Here is a 17,364-nt window from a genome sequence, read left to right on the forward strand (position 1 = left end):
AAAGAAAATTAGAACGACATGATTTCGATTATACTTCTATCTGGATTTGGGATTATAAGCCTCTTCGCGGGTTTCCTGAAATCTAAAAGAGTCCTGTTACCGATGGCGCTGCTGTTTCTGGCGGTTGTATTCGGCATTAACCTCTTCGACTGGGACCAGAACCAGAGCTACTTCAGCAACATGCTCACCATCGACAATTTCGCGGTGGCTTTCACGGGCATCATGGTACTGTCCACGCTCCTGATTATCCCTTTCACGCAGCACTTTGCTACCCGCAACGACGAGAACCTTGGTGAATATTACGCCCTGATTCTATTCTCGCTGGTAGGCGCCATCATGATGGTGAGCTACAACAACATGCTGATGCTGTTTGTAGGTATAGAGATTCTCTCTATTGCCATGTACGTGTTTGCGGGCAGCGACAAGAGTAGTCTGCGTTCCGCAGAAGCGGCCCTGAAGTACTTCCTGATGGGTTCATTCTTCACAGGCATCCTACTTTTCGGCATGGTGATGATTTACGGTGCCACCGGCACGTTCAACATCGCGGAGATTGCCGGTTCAGCTGAAGCCATGGGCACAGGCGGTGCGAACAACGTAATGTTCATGCTGGGTGTGCTGATGATTATCATCGGTATCTCTTTCAAAGTTTCTGCCGCTCCTTTCCACTTCTGGACACCTGACGTGTACGAAGGTACCCCAACGGTATGGACGGCTTATATGTCAACGGTTGTGAAAACGGCTGGTGTAGCCGCTTTCTATAAACTGATGGACGCCGCCTTTGCCGCTTCGTACGGTAGCTGGATGCCGACACTGGTAGCCATCATCGTGCTGACGCTCCTGATTGGTAACGTAGGCGCCGTGGTACAGCAAAGCATGAAGCGTATGTTGGCATACTCCAGTATCTCGCACGCAGGCTACCTGCTGATGACTTTGCTTGCTTTCAACAATTTGTCTACTTCTGCTATCCTGTTCTACTCGTTCGCGTACTCCACTGCTTCTATCGCCGCATTCGGTGTGCTGCAGTTGGTATCAAGACAGCGTCAGAACGAGAACTACGAAGCTTTCAACGGCTTGGGCAAAACAAATCCACTGCTGGCTTTCTCGGTAGCGGTGTCCATGCTGTCGCTGGCAGGTATACCACTCACGGCTGGTTTCTTCGGCAAGTTCTTCGTGTTCTCTGCCCTGATCGAAAACCCGGATATGATGTGGCTGATTGTGGTAGCGGTGATTCTGGCTGCTGTGGGTGTGTACTACTACTTCCGCGTGGTTATCGCAATGTACCTGCACCCAGTTGCTGAAGACGCTACGACTATCCGCTCAACCAGCTTTATGAATGTGATGCTGCTTATCATTACTGCTCTGACGATTCTGCTAGGTATAGCGCCTGCTCTGTTGAGCGACGTGCTGTAAGGTATAGCGAACTGATATTGGAAGCGGCTGCTCTGGAAAGGGTAGCCGTTTTTTTGTTCCTATCTGGTAGTAAAATAAAAAGGCTGCCCTTATCGGACAGCCTTTCCCATACTTCTATATACCTATCCCTTACGAAGGCAGGTTCTTCATTTTGATATGCAGTTCATCCAACTGCGCATTGGCAATCGGTGATGGTGCGTCTATCATAACATCGCGACCTGAGTTGTTTTTCGGGAAAGCGATGTAGTCGCGGATGGAGTCGGAGCCACCGAAGAGGGAGCACAGGCGGTCGAAGCCGAAGGCGATGCCACCGTGTGGCGGCGCACCGTACTCGAAGGCGTCCATCAGGAAGCCAAACTGCGCTTTGGCCTCGTCGTTGCTAAAGCCTAGCAAACGGAACATCTGCTCCTGCAGACGGCGGTCGTGGATACGGATAGAACCACCACCAACTTCCACACCGTTTATAACCATGTCATAGGCATTGGCGCGGATATCGCCCGGGCGGTCATCGATCAGCTCCAGGTCTTCTGGCTTCGGTGACGTGAAGGGATGGTGCATGGCATGGAATCGGTTGCTGTCTTCATCCCACTCCAGAAGCGGGAAGTCTACTACCCACAGTGGCGAGAACACGTTCTTGTCACGCAGTCCAAGGCGCTCGCCCATCTCCAGACGCAGTTCGTTCAGGGCCTTGCGTGTCTTGTCTCTGCCTCCGGCCAATACCAGAATCAAATCGCCTGGTTCAGCATTGAAAGCAGTAGCCCAGGCCTGCAGGTCCTCTACGGTATAAAACTTGTCTACAGATGACTTCACGGTGCCATCTTCCTGCACACGGGCGTATACCAGGCCGGTAGCTCCGATCTGCGGACGCTTCACAAAATCAGTCAGTTCGTCGAGTTGCTTGCGGGTGTAGCTGGCAGCGCCTTTGGCGTTTATACCTACTACCAATTCGGCATCGTCGAATACTTTAAAGCCTTTGTTCTTCACCAGCGGGTTCAGCTCCACAAAACGCATGTCGAAACGGGTGTCTGGCTTATCAGAACCGTAGAACTTCATCGCGTCAGCATAGGTCATGCGTGGCAGGTTGGCAATGTGTACGCCTTTTACTTTCAGGAAGAGATGACGAATCAGGCCTTCGAAGGTGTTCAGGATATCTTCCTGGGTTACGAATGAAAGCTCACAGTCTATTTGTGTAAACTCTGGCTGACGGTCAGCGCGCAAATCCTCGTCGCGGAAGCACTTTACGATTTGGTAGTACTTGTCGAAACCAGAAACCATCAGGAGTTGCTTGAAGGTCTGCGGAGATTGTGGCAGGGCGTAGAACTCACCAGGGTTCATGCGGCTTGGCACCACGAAGTCGCGGGCACCTTCCGGCGTCGACTTGATCAGCACCGGAGTTTCTACCTCAATGAAATAATGCTCGTCCAGGTATGCACGCACGGCACGCATCATCTGGTGGCGCAGCTCCAGGTTCCGGCGCACAGGCGTACGGCGCAGGTCCAGGTAGCGGTACTTCATGCGCAGGTCATCACCACCGTCTGTTTCGTCCTCGATCATGAACGGAGGCAGTTTGGCCGCATTGAGCACTTCTATTTTGGAGGCATGAATCTCGATGTCGCCGGTTGGGATCTTGTCGTTCTTGGAGTAGCGCTCGATCACTTTGCCGATCACTTTGATCACGTACTCGCGGCCAAGACTGCGGGCCTCTTCAAATAAGTGGGCGGGTGTTACACCGTCTTCAAACGTGAGCTGTGTGATGCCGTAGCGGTCGCGCAGGTCAATCCAAAGCATGCCGCCCTTGTCGCGCAGGCGCTGTACCCAGCCTGTCAGTACAACTTCTTCACCTACATTATCTATTCTTAGTTCACCGCAAGTATGTGTCCGGAGCATAAATGTCGTTTTGTTATGATGTAGTGCAAAAGTAATAATTGTTTCACTGCCATGCCTCGAAAACAAGCCTTCAGCATGTATAATCTTCTAACACAAATCCCAGGTATTGCCAAACACGTTACTATACCTGTAACTGGAATTACCTGAAACAAGAGCCACCACCATGAAACGCAGTTTGTTCACTTTCCGAAACATCGCCTTAGCTATTATACTACTCGCCTTGTTGATGATGCTGGTGGGATAGCCCTGCCTGTTAGTCATCTAAAAGCGAGCGCATACGCTTCACGTTATTCACTTGAATGGCGTCGGGCTCCATCTCCAGCATATTGGCGATGCTCCCTTTCGACTTGCCCCCAAACAGCACCACCTGCAAACCCCGCGCTTTCGCCCTGAGTAATTGCTCTCGGTTCACATGTTTTCCATTGGCAGTCACACCATGAAGCCTGTTGTCCAGTGCTTCCTGCGCCGAAAGGTCGAAGTCTTCACCAGCATCCAGCATCAGCTCTGCTTCCGGCTCCAGTTCCTGCACCGCGTGCAGTATGGCAGGCTGATTGAAAATAAATGTCAGTTTTTCAACAGGGTAGTTATATTTACGAAGCAAAGTCAGGATTGACTCGGCATAAAAGGTGTTACGGCTTGGGTCCTGGTTCCGGATATCGATGTGCAGGTAGGGTAGCTCCGGGTACGTCTGGAAGCGCTGCAGCATGGCTTCCATCGTAATGATATTCTCACTGTGGAAAAGGTCGTATAACACTCCTCCCTTATACCTGGTACCAACCACTTCAGCAGCTGGCAAGTCTGCAATGATACCTACACCTTCACTCATCGTCTCCAGCGTATTGTCATGGTAGAGAATCGGCACGCCGTCCAGGCTCACGTGCACATCCACTTCCACTCCATCAGCACCATCCTCTTCCATGGCTTTCACAATAGAAGCCATGCTGTTGGCGGGGAGCGGATTGTAAGGGTTCAAGGGGGAGAAAAAGCCTGAGCCCGCATGGCCTATCACGAGAATATTGCGGGAGTAAATGCCTGATTCGGGTTGCAGGATATTATACACACTCAATGCCAGCGTGATTATACCTAAAACCAGAATCAAAAGGGTAGTGCTTTTGCGTTCCAAAAAAGGTGTTTTGTTCTTCGGCTCAGTCAAATTCATACACAAACTTAAGAGTATATCTTTTAACTTTGGAACGGATTTTCTTAAAAAATCAAAGGTCAATCCACATTACCTAATATTACTGTATGTCATTCTCTCCCCAAACCGCTCCTGAAAAGCTCATGACTGCTGATCAGGTTGGCGTCCATAACAGGCTCATGGTGCCGCTGTCGCTGATTATGCTGATTGCCTTTGTCATCCGCATGGTGGCCGCCTTCTTTTCAAAGGGCTTTGCCTTTCACGACGATCACTTCGACGTGATCACGATTGCGCAGCACTGGCTTTATGGCTTACCATCGTGGCTGCACGAGCCTATGCCGCCGCGCCACAGTATGTTTTATGCAGGTATACACTACGGTTTGTTTTACCTGATGGAGAGCATTGGCATCACGAACCCGGATACCAAAATGACCCTTGTGCGGGTGCTGCACGGCCTGTATTCGCTGCTGATCGTGTATTACGGATACAAGATCACAGAGCGGCTTTCCAACCAGGCCAATGCTCGCATTGTGGGCCTGATGCTGGCGCTTATGTGGTTTATGCCCTTCATGAGTGTGCGTAACCTTGTGGAGATGGTGTGCATCCCACCCTACCTGGCAGCCTTCTATTTCATGCTGAAGCAGGATGACCGCAACAGAAACTGGCATTACCTGTGGGCAGGGGCGCTGTTTGCACTGGCCTTTGTATTCCGTTATCATGCAGCACTCTTTTTAGGCGGTGCCGGACTGGTATTGCTTTACCGTCGTCAGTGGAAGGATATCATTTGGCTGGCGTTGGGCTTTGTACTCATGGCCACGCTGATCCAGGGCACCATTGACTTGATCTTCTTCGACTATCCTTTCCACTCGGTAGTCACCTATTTCTTCTACAACGCCGACAATGCTTACAACTACAGCACCGGACCGGTATACCGTTTCCTGCTGACCATACTGGGCTTCATGGTCCCTCCCATCAGCGTATACCTGCTGCTGGGCTACAGCCGCACGGCCAGGCTGGCACCTATGCTCTTCTGGGCCGGGCTGCTGTTTTTTGTAGTACACTCACTGTTCCCGAACAAGCAGGAGCGCTTCATTTTACCGCTTTTCCCGCTTATCATGATTTTGGGCGTCATCGGCTGGCAGGACTTCGTGCGTACAGCTAAGTTCTGGCAGCGACGCAAAAAGCTGCTCGCAGCCAGCTGGGCTTTTTTCTGGATACTCAACATAGTGGTAGCCGTGGCGATGTCCTTCACCTATACCAAAAAGAGCCGCATAGCACCGCTGGTATACCTGTCTGAAAAGCAGGATATGGATGCGGTACTGCTCGAGTTTGGCAACTCATCCATGAAGCAGCCGCCACTCTATTACCTGAACCGCCTGGCAGCCGAGTTTCACGAGTACCACTTCAACTACAAGCGCGACTGGGACGAGTACAAGGCCGGTAAGCCGCTTCCACAGGATTTTGCGATGACCTACAGCCTGAACGGGGAAAAGTCGCTGGACAGCCTGCAAACAGAGCTGAGCCTCTATCCTTATCAACCAGACTATGTTATAGTGGTGGGCCAGAAAGACATGGAAGAGCGCATGCAACGCATTAATAGCCTATACCCTGCACTGGAGCTGGAAACGACTATCACGCCTTCGCTCTACGACCGTGTGCTGCACTTCCTGAACCCGCGTGTGCACAAAGACGAACATGTGCGCATCTACCGCGTCCAAGACCAGAATTAGCGGGTAAAGGTATAGAGGTAATTGAGCAGGAAGTTCCAGATAAACACCACCACAATGGCGATAAATTTGGAAATGTAGAAGTTGAGTTTAACCTTCTCGGTCAGTAGGTATACGATCAGGTTGTTGATGATCAACCCGGCCACAGCCACCAGCAGGAACTTGGAAAACTGCCAACCGATTTCAGGGTCCATGCTATGGAAGGTCCAGAGGCGGTTGAGGATGTAGTTGTTGATGCTGGCCAGGATGAAGCCCAGGCTGTTAGCCACATACTTGTTCCAGCGCAGCTTCTCCTTCACCAGAAAGGTCACACCAAAATCAATGACAAGACCGGTAAAGCCTACCAAGCCAAACTTCAGGAATTTAAGAAAGAAAGCGCCTATACCTTCGGACATGCCGGCAGTTGGAGTGTGCAACTGATTTAACCTACGATTTAGCAGGTAAAATTAAGAACTTTAGTACATAGTGACAACTTCAATTAAGCGAAGCATAGACAGCTTTAGTCGATAAATTACATCTATTTGTATAGTATATTTTGATATATCTGACTAAGCTGCTTACTTAGTGTTGCTTAGGTATAGCCCTGCAAAACCTTGGCTTAGAATACCACTCCCCTAGTACCTGACATGGTTTTCTGATAGAATTTTTATGCTATATTCGCGCCGCGCTCACAAACGCAGTACGACTGTTGCATATCGGAGCAGTTTGTACTGGAAGTGATTCCCGACTTTTCTTTTTACTACTGTTAAACTTTTTAGGACTTGGCACGGTTAAGAAGTCATCATTGAAAACACGACTCAGTTTTTGATAACTGACTTAAAAATATTGCTTTGGAGCTCCCCGCTCCGGCAATTATAGGTACACTTGTTTAAGGTGAGATGTAAGTAAGTTGCCGACTTGCAACCAAAAAACACAACAACACAACCAAAGAGAAGCCATACCTACTAGGTATGGCTTCTCTTATTTCGGCCCTCCTGTAGCTTATTTAAAAAGCCCTCCGAGCTTATCTCCCATGCCTTTGGGCAGTTTATCGGTCAATCCACCGCCCAGCATCCCCATCAGATCCGACTGGCTGTTGACGTTGCCGCCGATCTTGTTCATCAGAAAGGACACGACAAAGGGCCCCACCTGCTTTGCCACAGACTCCGGTATACCTACTTTAGAAGTCAGATCCCCTATATAGTTTTGGATGGTACTGTTCATGGCCTGGCTGTCCTGAGGCGCTTTCTGACCTTTCAGCATGTTCATGATCCCCCCGGCATCTCCCCCCGAAGCCTCTTTCTTCAGGCCCTCCGTTACATGGTCCTTAGCCAGATCCACGGACTGGTTGGCTTGTCCTGAGTCAATATTGAACTTGTCCTGCAGTTCGCCAGTCAGTTGTCCTTTTACGCTGTTGATGATGTTTCCTAACATAGCTTTTACGTTTACATGATATTTAATTTCAGGCAGCTGGAATTATACCGCTAAACTCAGCTGTTTCATTTTTAACGTCATTCACCCACAGAAGATATAAAACCACAGAGCGCACGCTCTGATCAGGCACTGCTGCAGCTTTGGCAAAATAATTGCTACTGTCTATCACAGTCCTTATTATTTGATACCTTTGCCCGAACAACCCTATGAACATGCGCTACTTAGCCTTTTTAGCTATTATCCTGATTGCCGGCGTAGCCCTGGCTGATACTAAACTTAAGAAAACCCAGATCACCAAGGAGGTCAGCATCATGCTGCCCCGCGACTTTACGCCGCTCCCTGACGATGGTATTGCCCGCAAGTACCCGGCAGCCAACCGACCTGTGGCCGTTTACTCCAGCCCCAATGGCCAGGTGGATTTCAGCATGACACAGAAGCGGTCGCAGTTTGGCGCTCAGGACTTGAAAATGCTTCGCGATGTGTACAAGGCTAACCTGCTGGAGCGCTTCACGAAGGTGGATTTTATCAGAGATGAAGTAGCCACGATCAATGGCCGCGATTACATTGTGTTTGAGTTTGTATCAGTGATGGCCGATGAGCGCTCTGGCAGTCACCTGTCACCGGTGCAGAAGTATAGCATCATGCAGTACACCGTGCAGGGTAATCAGTTGATGGTCTTCTCTATGCACATGCCATTTATGATGAAGAACAACTGGCAGGACACAGCCCGCGAGATTATGGGCTCAGTTAGAATAAAAACGTAAAAGCGAACTAAACCCTATACCTGGTTACTGAGGCCCCTCCTTTCCCGGAGGGGCTTTTTTTTGTATCTTGTGCAAAAGCAAACACCAATACACTTATACCTGTGGACTTACTTTCTATACACAGCGACGATCACTTTATGCAGGAGGCTTACCGACAGGCAACTTACGCCTTCGAAGAGGGGGAGATTCCGATTGGAGCCGTGGTCGTGAGCAACAACCGTATCATTGCCAAAGCCTACAACCAGACCGAAAAGCTGAATGACGTAACAGCCCATGCCGAGATGCTGGCCCTCACCGCCGCTGCCGAGTACTTGGGTAATAAATATCTGCACGACTGCACCCTGTATGTGACCGTGGAGCCTTGTGTGATGTGCGCTGGCGCCAGCTACTGGGCACAGCTCAAGCGGGTAGTGTTCGGAACACCTGAACCGAAGCGTGGTTACAGACGGGTAGGAAATCTGCTGCACCCCAAAACGGAGATGGTGAGTGGTGTTATGGCGCAGGAGTGCGCCGAACTGATGGCTTCGTTCTTTGCAGCCAAAAGAAAATAACTATCTTTGAAACTCACATTTCAAATGCATACGTACACCTATAAATCTGTACGCATGCTATTTTTTCACACATAAAACCACATAAAACTATGGCTTTCGAATTACCGAAACTACCTTACGCCTATGACGCGCTTGAACCACATATTGATGCGCGCACGATGGAAATCCACCATACGAAGCACCACCAGGCATATACCGACAACCTGAATAAGGCAATTGCGGGCACTGAGATGGAGAACATGAGCATTGAGGAGATCATGCGCAATGTAAAAGAAGACAACAAAGCCGTTCGCAACAATGGTGGTGGTTACTACAACCACAACCTGTTCTGGACGATCCTTTCTCCAAACGGCGGTGGTCAGCCTTCAGGCGAGATAGCTGATGCCATCAACTCTGCTTTTGGTTCTTTTGACCAGATGAAAGAGAAGTTCAATGCGGCTGCAGCTACACGCTTCGGCTCTGGCTGGGCCTGGCTTTGCGTAAAAGACGGCAAGCTGGAGATTTGCTCTACACCAAACCAGGACAACACCCTGATGTCATTCGCTGAAGGATGCGGCGGTCAGCCAATCCTGGGTCTTGACGTATGGGAGCACGCTTACTACCTGAACTACCAGAACCGTCGTCCGGACTATATCAACGCGTTCTGGAATGTGGTGAACTGGGAAGAAGTAACCCGTCGCTACAACGAAGCGAAGTAAGGTATACCTGATACTTCATACAAGAAAGCCCCACCTCAAGAGGTGGGGCTTTCTTGTTTCTGCCCCCACAGTGTGCGTAGTTCCTGTGAAAGCCTGTATTTTCCCGTATCGGGGGCAAGACACTCACAGGCCTGGAAGACACTGTGAGGTCTACCGTTACTTCTTCGCGACCTGCTTCTGCTTGTTATAAGCCTCTACGCCTGCGTCGAGGAACTTCACGAAATTTTCTACGCTTCGGTCATAAGCCACTGGCTCTACCAGCATATTCTCATTTTCGTCCATTAGCACATAGTAGGGCTGCGCGTTCACATTGAACTTCGTGATCTGGTAGTCGGCGTATTTCTTGCCAATGGTTTTCTTTTCTTTCCCATCGTGTTCGCTCACGTACCACTCACTTTCAGGCAATTCTGTTCTGTCATCCACATAAAGGGCCGCTATCACATAGTTTTCCTGCAGGCGCTTCAGCACCTCCGGATCCGACCACACGTTGGCTTCCATTTCGCGGCAGTTCACACAGCCATGGCCCGTGAAGTCAATGAAGATAGGTTTGCCCTGCTCGGCAGCACAGCGTTTGGCCTGCTCCAGGTCAAAATAGCCTTGCAGGCCATGCGGCAGGTGCAGGAAATCACCGTATTTAGGCGTCTCACACAGTTGACTGCCAGCCAGTGTTGCTGTGGTTGTGCTACCTCCACCACTCTGGCGCGCAATGGCATTCAGGTCGAAGTCGTGAGTGGACTGCGGAGGCAGGTAACCTGACAGGGCCTTGAGCGGAGCGCCAAACAAACCAGGTATCAGGTATACCACAAAGCCGAACGTGGCGATTGCCAAAAACAGGCGCGGTACCCCAATATGCTTCAGGTCAGAGTCGTGTGAAAACTTCAGCTTGCCTAGCAGGTAGAAGCCCATTAGTGTGAAGATAACGATCCAGAGGGCCAGGTATACCTCGCGATCCAAAATGCCCCAGTGGTATACCTGGTCGGCGATGCTCAAAAACTTAAGCGCCAGCGCCAGTTCAATAAAGCCCAGCACCACCTTCACGGAGTTCAGCCAGCCACCGGATTTAGGCAGGCTGTTAAGCCATGAAGGGAAAACAGCGAAGAGCGTGAAAGGCAGCGCAAAAGCCAGCGAAAAGCCCAGCATACCCACTACCGGGCGCACCGTTTCGCCTCCGGCGGACGCCACGAGAATACTGCCCACAATGGGGCCTGTGCAAGAGAAAGACACCAGCACCAGCGTGAATGCCATGAAGAACACACCGATAATTCCCCCTTTGTCTGCCTGTGCGTCTACCTTTGTCAGGAAGGAACTAGGCAGTGTGATCTCGAACATGCCAAAGAAGGACATGGCGAAAATAATGAATACGGCAAAGAAAATCAGGTTGGGCAGCCAGTGTGTACTGATGAAGTTGGCACCATCGGCTCCAAACAACCTGGCTACGATCGTACCCACCAGGGTATAGATGGCAATGATAGAGAAGCCATAGAGAAGCGCTTTGAAAATAGCCTGCCCGCGGTTGGCACTACCATTAGTGAAAAAGCTCACCGTCATCGGAATCATCGGGAATACGCATGGAGTCAATAAGGCGCCAAGACCAAAGACAAAAGCAACCAGCATGAATTTCCATAGGCTTTCTGCATCCTCTGCCTCACCGGTTTCCCCGGTAAGAGCCGGTGTTACCACATCACCCGAACCGGTCGCAGCAGTGTCGCCAAATGCGGCTACTTCAAGAGACTCTGTTTCCATAAGCGCCGTATCCTCTCGCACCGTCTCCGGGAGAGAAGTATCGAGTCCATCGGGGGCTGTGGCTTGGGTGGTAGCTTCTTTCGGGGACTTCTCCAGCGCTGCAGCCGATGTCTCCACCGGCACCGTAGCAGGCGTAGCGGCTCCAGTGGCTGCTGTTACTTTTATCTGGGCATTGGTAAAGGCAAAGTCATCATCGAACGGAATGCACTTGCCGTCAATATCAGTACATACCTGGTATTCGTAAGAGCCTTTGACTACCAGATCAGGCTGCAGCACCTTGATCTTCTGCCTGAACTGAGCTGTGCCCACAAAATAGGTATACTCCCCTTCCCACAGCTCATCATATTTCTTCTTCGGATTGATGGGTTTGATCTTGCCCACCAACTGGTAAGAAGGGTGCTTGGCAAACCTAAACTCCGTCACCATCGGGCCCAGGTCCGGGTCAAAGTCAGAAGAGTAGAGGTACCAATCCTTGTCTATTTTGACATTAAAAATGAGTTCGACTTCATCGCCTACTTTTACTTCCTTTTTGGAAACATCGTAGCTCCAGGAAGCAGGCTTCAGCACCTGTGCCTGCACCATTTGTGCTGCAAAGGTCAACAGGACCACAAACAGCCAGTGAAGGCGAAGCGTCAGCCTCAAATTATTTCTCATAAGGGTATATCTAGTTAATTTATTAAGATCAAGGAAGCCCGAAAGCCTCACTGCAAAAGTAGAGATTTTGATCGAAAGCCCCATCTGTCTGGCTGCATCGATCCAACCTAATAGACAGATGACAACCTATTGCCCTCAAATGCCGGTCCTGATGCTATAAATAACAGAAACTAACAGCAGGTAGTTTCTAAACAGACTCTCAGACTGTTAGTTCACTTATAAACCAACGTTCCATTATCGTATGCACGCATACTAAGCCTCTGGTAGCCAATACTCTGACTCTCACCCGCTATTCCATGCCGTTCACGGATATAAAGAGCTTCTTTGGCCAGACAGGGAATTTTAAGAGCTACCAAAACGTATATTTTATACTGGATTATTTACAAAACCTACATTCAAAACTATGAATACAGACTTTCAGCCAAAGGAATTCACCACTATCAAAACTGTCTGCGGCAAAGAACTTGATTTTACTTTCAAGGCGATCAAACTTGTGCGCGACGAGAAACACAATTTTCATATTGTATACCGTACTTTTTCAGACGAATTTATTTACTCCTTCTGCAATCCCTTCCTCGATACTTCTTCAGAGCATGTTTATAGAATGATCTCCGAAGCAGAGGCTAAGGCTATCTTCATGCCCCTCCTTTCGCCGGAAAATGCCCGCGAGTTGTTCAGCACCGCCCAGGCACCCGTCATGCAGGTTCAATACTAACCACCTGAAGATGTATCAACAAGAAAAGGTGCCCTGTGGCACCTTTTCTTGTTTTAAGACAAGGCCCTGCAAGCCTGTGCCACGATGCCAGCTGCATGTATTCTTGCCAATAGCACATACATATATAGTAAAACCACGTATTTTAGCTTAATTTTACGCAGCCGGAAGCAAACCGCGCCGTAACACGCTATGATTCTAAACATCCTACTCACTATATTTCTGGTATTGCTTAACGGCTTTTTTGTGGCGGCGGAGTTTGCGATCGTGAAGGTGCGTGCTTCACAAATCGAACTTCGGGCGCAGGCTGGCAGTTCTATGGCCAGGCTGGCCCAGCACATGCTCACCCACCTCGATGCCTATCTGTCGGCTACACAGCTTGGCATTACCCTGGCATCGCTCGGGTTGGGTTGGATCGGCGAAAGCGTCGTTGCCCAGATCGTGATTAATGTGATGAATTTCTTTGGCTTCCAGGGCAGTGAGGCACTGGCCCACAAAATAGCCCTTCCGATCTCTTTCGCCATCATCACTGTCCTTCACATCGTATTCGGCGAGCTGGCGCCAAAGTCACTGGCTATTCAGCGCTCTGAAGCCACTACACTGGCCATTACGCTGCCACTCCGCTTTTTCTACTACCTGTTCAGGCCTTTTATCTGGTTACTCAACGGCTTTGCCAACCTGGTGCTGCGCTCTATGGGCATTCGTCCCGTGCATGGCTCCGAGGTACACTCCCCTGAAGAACTGCGCCTGCTTTTTGAACAAAGTGCAGAGGGCGGACTGCTTGTTGACTCCCAGCACGAGCTGCTCGAGAACGTGTTTGAGTTTAACGAGCGCATGGTGAAGCAGATCATGGTACCCCGCACACGCATGGTGGCCATTGATGTGAACATCCCCGAGCCGGAACTGATGGAGCTGATTTTTGAGGAAGGCTACTCACGTTTACCAGTTTACGACGGTTCCATCGATAACATTGTGGGGGTGCTCTATGTCAAGGATATCCTGAGCCTGATGCGCCTGGGTGAGCCGATTATCATTGAAAAGCTGATGCGTCCGGCCTATTTCGTTCCGGAGACGAAGAAGATCCCACGCCTCCTGCAACAGTTCCAGCGTCGCCACATGCACATGGCCATCGTAACCGATGAGTTTGGCGGTGTGTCGGGCATCGTGACCATAGAAGACATCATCGAGGAGCTGGTAGGCGAAATTCAGGACGAATACGACGAGGAGGTGCCTATTGTGGAGCGCCTGAGCGACTTTGAATACCGTGTCAATGGCGCCGCCCCTGTGTCAGACGCGAACGACTACCTGCCCTTTGCGCTGCCTGAAGGCGAGGACTATGAAACGGTTGGCGGCTTTGTGACCATGATCTACGGCCACATACCAGAGGATGCAAACGAGGTGGCGGAGTTCAATGAGTATGCGATCCGGGTACTGGAAAAGTCTGACCGCCGTGTGGAATGGGTACTCTTCACTATTAGAGATGACTTCCGATCCCAAATAGAACCGCAAACAGAGGAGCCAACCTATTAAAAACAAAGGCCATACCTGTGCGGTATGGCCTTTGTTTTTCTGCTACTATCATTCCGGATTAGTAAACCAGCCGCTGTACATCACATAGTTATTGGCCACTTTATCCAGGCCATCGATCTGCTCCTGACTCAGCTGTTTCACCTTTTTGGCAGGTATACCGGCGTAAATAAATCCCGACTCACACACGGTGTTCTCCAGCACAATGGCACCCGCCGCTACGATGCAGTTCTTCTGCACGAGCGCATTGTCCATCACAATAGCTCCCATCCCGATCAGAACGTTATCTTCCACGGTACAGCCATGCACAATAGCATTATGGCCAATCGACACGTTGTTGCCGATGGTAATAGCGGCTTTCTGGTAAGTGCAGTGGATCACGGCACCATCCTGAATATTGGTTTTATCACCAATCCGGATCGCATTTACATCGCCCCGGATCACGGCATTAAACCATACGGAACACTCGCGGCCCATCACTACATCGCCCACGATCGTAGCATTCTCAGCCACAAAGCAATCTTCGCCCATCTGTGGGCTTATACCTTTCACAGGAAGTATAACTGGCATATTTTAAGTTAGAAAGTTTAGAAGTTTGAGAGTTAAAGAGTTTTATAAGTACACCCTCGCAGGGACAGGCCACGGCCTGTCCGAATCATGCACGGATCTTAATCCTGATTCAGACAATAGAACAATTCAACCATTCAAAAGCCGCTTCCAGGTCCCTTTGCTCAGGTTATATTTGAGTGTGCTGGGCAGGGCTTTCCAGAAGTACTTGTTTATTTCTACGGCAAAGCTGGGTTGCATGTAGCAGTTGATGGTGCAGCCCTCGCAAGCCGGTAACCGTCCCTCTAACTGCTTCAGTTCTTCCACCTCCTGGCTCAGGTATAGCTCAGCCAGTTTGCCTTGAATCGGGAAACTTTTGGTGCCCAGGTGGTAGCAAGGCAATACCAGCTCATTTTCCGGAGAGATGACCAGTGTGGTGCTGGCCGCTTTGCACACCGGGTCTGCTACCCTGTTTCCTCCGTCGCGACGCAGCTGTACGAAACCCTCGTTCAGGTATACGCCTTTACGCTTTCCGAAGGCCGTCAGGTAATCCAGTTCTTCTTCCGTTAGCTGCTCCCCCACGGCCACATCGTTGTACTCAAAGGCCGGGTTGATGATAAGCATGAGTTTGTTGGGCTGCGTAATGGTCCGGTATACCTCCTCCAGTTGGTCCAGATTGTGACGAAACACTGTAAACAAAATATCCGGACGCTCACCTAGCCACTTCGCCACCTGTATCGATTCCATCACGAAATCATAGCAGGCCACACCACGGCCAGTGTCGTGCACTTCCTTGTGAGCCGAGTCCAGCGAAAAGTGCAGCATGTCTATCTTGCCTTTCAGCCGTTCTGCCAGTTTGGGATAGAGCATACCGTTGGTGGTGAGCGTGGTGATGAAACCCATGTCGTGTGCCATACCCAACATCTGATCGATCTGACGGTGCAGCAAGGGCTCGCCACCCGTGAAGTCAATCACCTGTACCCCAAGCCGCTTCAGGTCATGCAGGTTTTGTGCCACGTCCTCCAGCGTTATGTAAGGCGAAGGCTTCTCCCAGATGTCACAAAACGAGCACTTTGCGTTACAGCGGTACGTAACGTAATAGTTGCAAAGCACAGGTTTCGATCTCAGGCGCATCTGGTAGAGAGTTGTTCACTCAAAATTAAGGATTCTGCCGGAGTATCAGGTATAGAAGGAGGTTGGATGCTAAAATACCTGAGAATGGAAATGGTTACATGGCTAAATCGTGCACAGGTATGCCTTTCTAACTCCTAATTTCTTAAACTCTTTAACTTTCTAAACTCTATGAAAAGACAAAACATTTCTTCTGGCGCTGTGTGGGAAGATATTATTGGGTATAGCCGTGCTGTGCGTGTCGGCAATATAGTGGAGGTGGCGGGCACTACGGCTACTGAGGGCGATCAGGTGATTGGTATAGGCGATGCTTACGAGCAGGCCCGGTACATTCTACAGAAGATAGAGAAGGCGCTGCAAGAAGTCGGCGCTACGATGAAGCAGGTGGTGCGTACCCGTATCTATGTGACTGACATCAGCCAATGGGAGGCTGTCGGTCGTGCTCACGGTGAGTTCTTCAGCAACATCAAGCCAACCTCAACCATGGTAGAAGTGCGGGCACTGATCAAGCCGGAGCAGCTCGTGGAAATTGAGGTCACAGCGATTCTGAGCTCAGAAGGTTAACCCAATTAACCGAAGTGCTATACCTGGTGTAGTGACTGGACCACAGGATGGCAGCCCACATTAACAGCCAGCAAAACAAAGGAATAGTACCATAATTCAATACTGAATACCCTATATTCACACGGTTACGTACTAAAAGGCTATTGATCATTCGTTATACCTGTGCCGATTTGGCTTCGGTATAAAATCTTGAAACTAATCTTATAGCTATGAAAAATTTAGTGCTAACTATATTTGCGCTGGTCGCCCTGAGTACGGCGGCACAGGCACAGTTTTTAACCGGTGGTCTGAAGGCTGGCGTGGGCTCCTCGAGTGTAAGTGTACACGATGTCACCAGTAACCCCGCTGAGTACGCCAACAAGGAATCTGTAACCAGTTACCATGCCGGTGCTTTTGCCCGCGTTAATATCCTGGGCTTTTTTATTCAGCCTGAAGCTATTTTCACGCAAACCGGCGGACGACTGGAATCTAATCCCAATACCTCCATTACAAACCGTGTATCCGACATCAAATTTAACCGGCTCGATGTGCCCATTATGGCAGGTATAAGCATTGCCAACCTGGTTCGTATACAGGCAGGTCCGGTTGCCTCCAATCTATTGAGCGCGCGCCAGGAGGGACAGAGTATTAAGAGTTTTATGTCAGGCTCTGACTGGGGATATCAGGCAGGTATAGGCCTCGACATACAGCGCCTGACCGTAGATGTGCGTTACGAGCGCATCAACCGCAATTACTCAGATCCGTCTTTACAGAGTAACTATGACCTGGCTAATGAACAGATCTTGCTGAGTTTGGGACTGAAGCTGTTTTAAGGCATAGCCTTTATGCAGCAACCAAGCTACTTTAAAACAGAACAGCCGGTGCAGGTATATCCTGCACCGGCTGTTCTGCTTAGCAGC

General features: G+C 50.0%; 17 protein-coding genes. 9 read left to right on the forward strand and 8 right to left on the reverse strand.

The window, feature by feature from the left end; genetic code table 11:
• The first annotated feature begins 18 nt into the window (after nt 1–18).
• Entirely contained in the window at nt 19–1,410 is a 1,392-nt protein-coding gene (locus tag BW972_RS16425) for an NADH-quinone oxidoreductase subunit N (protein ID WP_076422903.1), read from the forward strand.
• Between the two features lie 129 nt (nt 1,411–1,539).
• Here BW972_RS16425 and aspS read toward each other — a convergent pair whose 3' ends face one another.
• The 3 genes from aspS to BW972_RS16435 all read right to left on the reverse strand — a co-directional run bounded on the left by aspS (nt 1,540) and on the right by BW972_RS16435 (nt 4,420).
• The gene (gene aspS, locus BW972_RS16430; protein WP_076422904.1) at nt 1,540–3,297 is read right to left on the reverse strand and encodes an aspartate--tRNA ligase; all 1,758 of its coding nucleotides are present in this window, start codon (nt 3,295–3,297) and stop codon (nt 1,540–1,542) included.
• An 87-nt stretch (nt 3,298–3,384) separates the two neighbouring features.
• Complete coding sequence (locus BW972_RS19925; protein ID WP_155800709.1) at nt 3,385–3,558, reverse strand: hypothetical protein; 174 nt, start codon at nt 3,556–3,558, stop codon at nt 3,385–3,387.
• The gene (locus BW972_RS16435; protein WP_234986419.1) at nt 3,551–4,420 is read right to left on the reverse strand and encodes a glycerophosphodiester phosphodiesterase; all 870 of its coding nucleotides are present in this window, start codon (nt 4,418–4,420) and stop codon (nt 3,551–3,553) included. Before BW972_RS16435 ends, BW972_RS19925 begins: the two co-directional genes overlap by 8 nt.
• A gap of 122 nt (nt 4,421–4,542) precedes the next feature.
• Between BW972_RS16435 and BW972_RS16440 the strand changes: the two genes are divergently transcribed.
• Nucleotides 4,543–6,165: a glycosyltransferase family 39 protein gene (locus tag BW972_RS16440; protein ID WP_040574021.1), complete on the forward strand. Its 1,623-nt coding sequence runs from the start codon at nt 4,543–4,545 to the stop codon at nt 6,163–6,165.
• Here BW972_RS16440 and BW972_RS16445 read toward each other — a convergent pair.
• Complete coding sequence (locus BW972_RS16445; RefSeq protein WP_234986420.1) at nt 6,162–6,578, reverse strand: GtrA family protein; 417 nt, start codon at nt 6,576–6,578, stop codon at nt 6,162–6,164. The genes BW972_RS16440 and BW972_RS16445 overlap by 4 nt on opposite strands.
• Before the next feature lie 565 nt (nt 6,579–7,143).
• Nucleotides 7,144–7,575, reverse strand: a complete 432-nt coding sequence (locus tag BW972_RS16450; protein WP_007655260.1) for a hypothetical protein — start codon at nt 7,573–7,575, stop codon at nt 7,144–7,146.
• Between the two features lie 212 nt (nt 7,576–7,787).
• Between BW972_RS16450 and BW972_RS16460 the strand changes: the two genes are divergently transcribed.
• From BW972_RS16460 to BW972_RS16470, 3 genes are all read left to right on the forward strand, one after another.
• Entirely contained in the window at nt 7,788–8,339 is a 552-nt protein-coding gene (locus tag BW972_RS16460) for a hypothetical protein (protein ID WP_007655264.1), read from the forward strand.
• 101 nt (nt 8,340–8,440) lie between these two features.
• Nucleotides 8,441–8,890, forward strand: coding sequence for a nucleoside deaminase (locus tag BW972_RS16465; RefSeq protein WP_262502671.1), 450 nt, complete (start codon nt 8,441–8,443; stop codon nt 8,888–8,890).
• An 89-nt stretch (nt 8,891–8,979) separates the two neighbouring features.
• A complete protein-coding gene (locus tag BW972_RS16470; RefSeq protein WP_007655267.1) occupies nt 8,980–9,588 on the forward strand; it encodes a superoxide dismutase in 609 nt (202 codons plus the stop codon).
• 156 nt (nt 9,589–9,744) lie between these two features.
• Here BW972_RS16470 and BW972_RS16475 read toward each other — a convergent pair whose 3' ends face one another.
• Nucleotides 9,745–11,985: a protein-disulfide reductase DsbD family protein gene (locus BW972_RS16475; protein ID WP_076422908.1), complete on the reverse strand. Its 2,241-nt coding sequence runs from the start codon at nt 11,983–11,985 to the stop codon at nt 9,745–9,747.
• Nucleotides 11,986–12,388: 403 nt separating this feature from the next.
• On the opposite strand from BW972_RS16475, the gene BW972_RS16480 reads away from it, so the two are divergent.
• Both BW972_RS16480 and BW972_RS16485 read left to right on the forward strand, forming a co-directional pair.
• Complete coding sequence (locus BW972_RS16480) at nt 12,389–12,700, forward strand: hypothetical protein (RefSeq protein ID WP_007657101.1); 312 nt, start codon at nt 12,389–12,391, stop codon at nt 12,698–12,700.
• A gap of 189 nt (nt 12,701–12,889) precedes the next feature.
• Complete coding sequence (locus BW972_RS16485) at nt 12,890–14,227, forward strand: hemolysin family protein (RefSeq protein ID WP_076422910.1); 1,338 nt, start codon at nt 12,890–12,892, stop codon at nt 14,225–14,227.
• 48 nt (nt 14,228–14,275) lie between these two features.
• On the opposite strand, the gene BW972_RS16490 is transcribed toward BW972_RS16485, so the two are convergent.
• Nucleotides 14,276–14,794, reverse strand: coding sequence for a gamma carbonic anhydrase family protein (locus BW972_RS16490; protein ID WP_076422912.1), 519 nt, complete (start codon nt 14,792–14,794; stop codon nt 14,276–14,278).
• A gap of 126 nt (nt 14,795–14,920) precedes the next feature.
• The gene (locus BW972_RS16495) at nt 14,921–15,904 is read right to left on the reverse strand and encodes a radical SAM protein (protein ID WP_076422914.1); all 984 of its coding nucleotides are present in this window, start codon (nt 15,902–15,904) and stop codon (nt 14,921–14,923) included.
• A 168-nt stretch (nt 15,905–16,072) separates the two neighbouring features.
• Between BW972_RS16495 and BW972_RS16500 the strand changes: the two genes are divergently transcribed.
• Together BW972_RS16500 and BW972_RS16505 are read left to right on the forward strand one after the other, a co-directional pair.
• Nucleotides 16,073–16,465, forward strand: a complete 393-nt coding sequence (locus BW972_RS16500) for a RidA family protein (protein WP_076422915.1) — start codon at nt 16,073–16,075, stop codon at nt 16,463–16,465.
• Nucleotides 16,466–16,674: 209 nt separating this feature from the next.
• Nucleotides 16,675–17,277, forward strand: coding sequence for a porin family protein (locus BW972_RS16505; RefSeq protein ID WP_076422917.1), 603 nt, complete (start codon nt 16,675–16,677; stop codon nt 17,275–17,277).
• The last annotated feature ends 87 nt before the right edge of the window (nt 17,278–17,364 follow it).

This window comes from Pontibacter lucknowensis, from assembly GCF_900156415.1.
Lineage (GTDB): Bacteria > Bacteroidota > Bacteroidia > Cytophagales > Hymenobacteraceae > Pontibacter > Pontibacter lucknowensis.

Coding starts and splice junctions, on each gene's coding strand:
- BW972_RS16425 (WP_076422903.1), top strand. CDS start 19: ATGATTTCGATTATACTTCTATCTGGATTTGGGATTATAAGCCTCTTC.
- aspS (WP_076422904.1), bottom strand. CDS start 3,297: ATGCTCCGGACACATACTTGCGGTGAACTAAGAATAGATAATGTAGGT.
- BW972_RS19925 (WP_155800709.1), bottom strand. CDS start 3,558: ATGACTAACAGGCAGGGCTATCCCACCAGCATCATCAACAAGGCGAGT.
- BW972_RS16440 (WP_040574021.1), top strand. CDS start 4,543: ATGTCATTCTCTCCCCAAACCGCTCCTGAAAAGCTCATGACTGCTGAT.
- BW972_RS16450 (WP_007655260.1), bottom strand. CDS start 7,575: ATGTTAGGAAACATCATCAACAGCGTAAAAGGACAACTGACTGGCGAA.
- BW972_RS16460 (WP_007655264.1), top strand. CDS start 7,788: ATGCGCTACTTAGCCTTTTTAGCTATTATCCTGATTGCCGGCGTAGCC.
- BW972_RS16470 (WP_007655267.1), top strand. CDS start 8,980: ATGGCTTTCGAATTACCGAAACTACCTTACGCCTATGACGCGCTTGAA.
- BW972_RS16475 (WP_076422908.1), bottom strand. CDS start 11,985: ATGAGAAATAATTTGAGGCTGACGCTTCGCCTTCACTGGCTGTTTGTG.
- BW972_RS16480 (WP_007657101.1), top strand. CDS start 12,389: ATGAATACAGACTTTCAGCCAAAGGAATTCACCACTATCAAAACTGTC.
- BW972_RS16485 (WP_076422910.1), top strand. CDS start 12,890: ATGATTCTAAACATCCTACTCACTATATTTCTGGTATTGCTTAACGGC.
- BW972_RS16490 (WP_076422912.1), bottom strand. CDS start 14,794: ATGCCAGTTATACTTCCTGTGAAAGGTATAAGCCCACAGATGGGCGAA.
- BW972_RS16495 (WP_076422914.1), bottom strand. CDS start 15,904: ATGCGCCTGAGATCGAAACCTGTGCTTTGCAACTATTACGTTACGTAC.
- BW972_RS16500 (WP_076422915.1), top strand. CDS start 16,073: ATGAAAAGACAAAACATTTCTTCTGGCGCTGTGTGGGAAGATATTATT.
- BW972_RS16505 (WP_076422917.1), top strand. CDS start 16,675: ATGAAAAATTTAGTGCTAACTATATTTGCGCTGGTCGCCCTGAGTACG.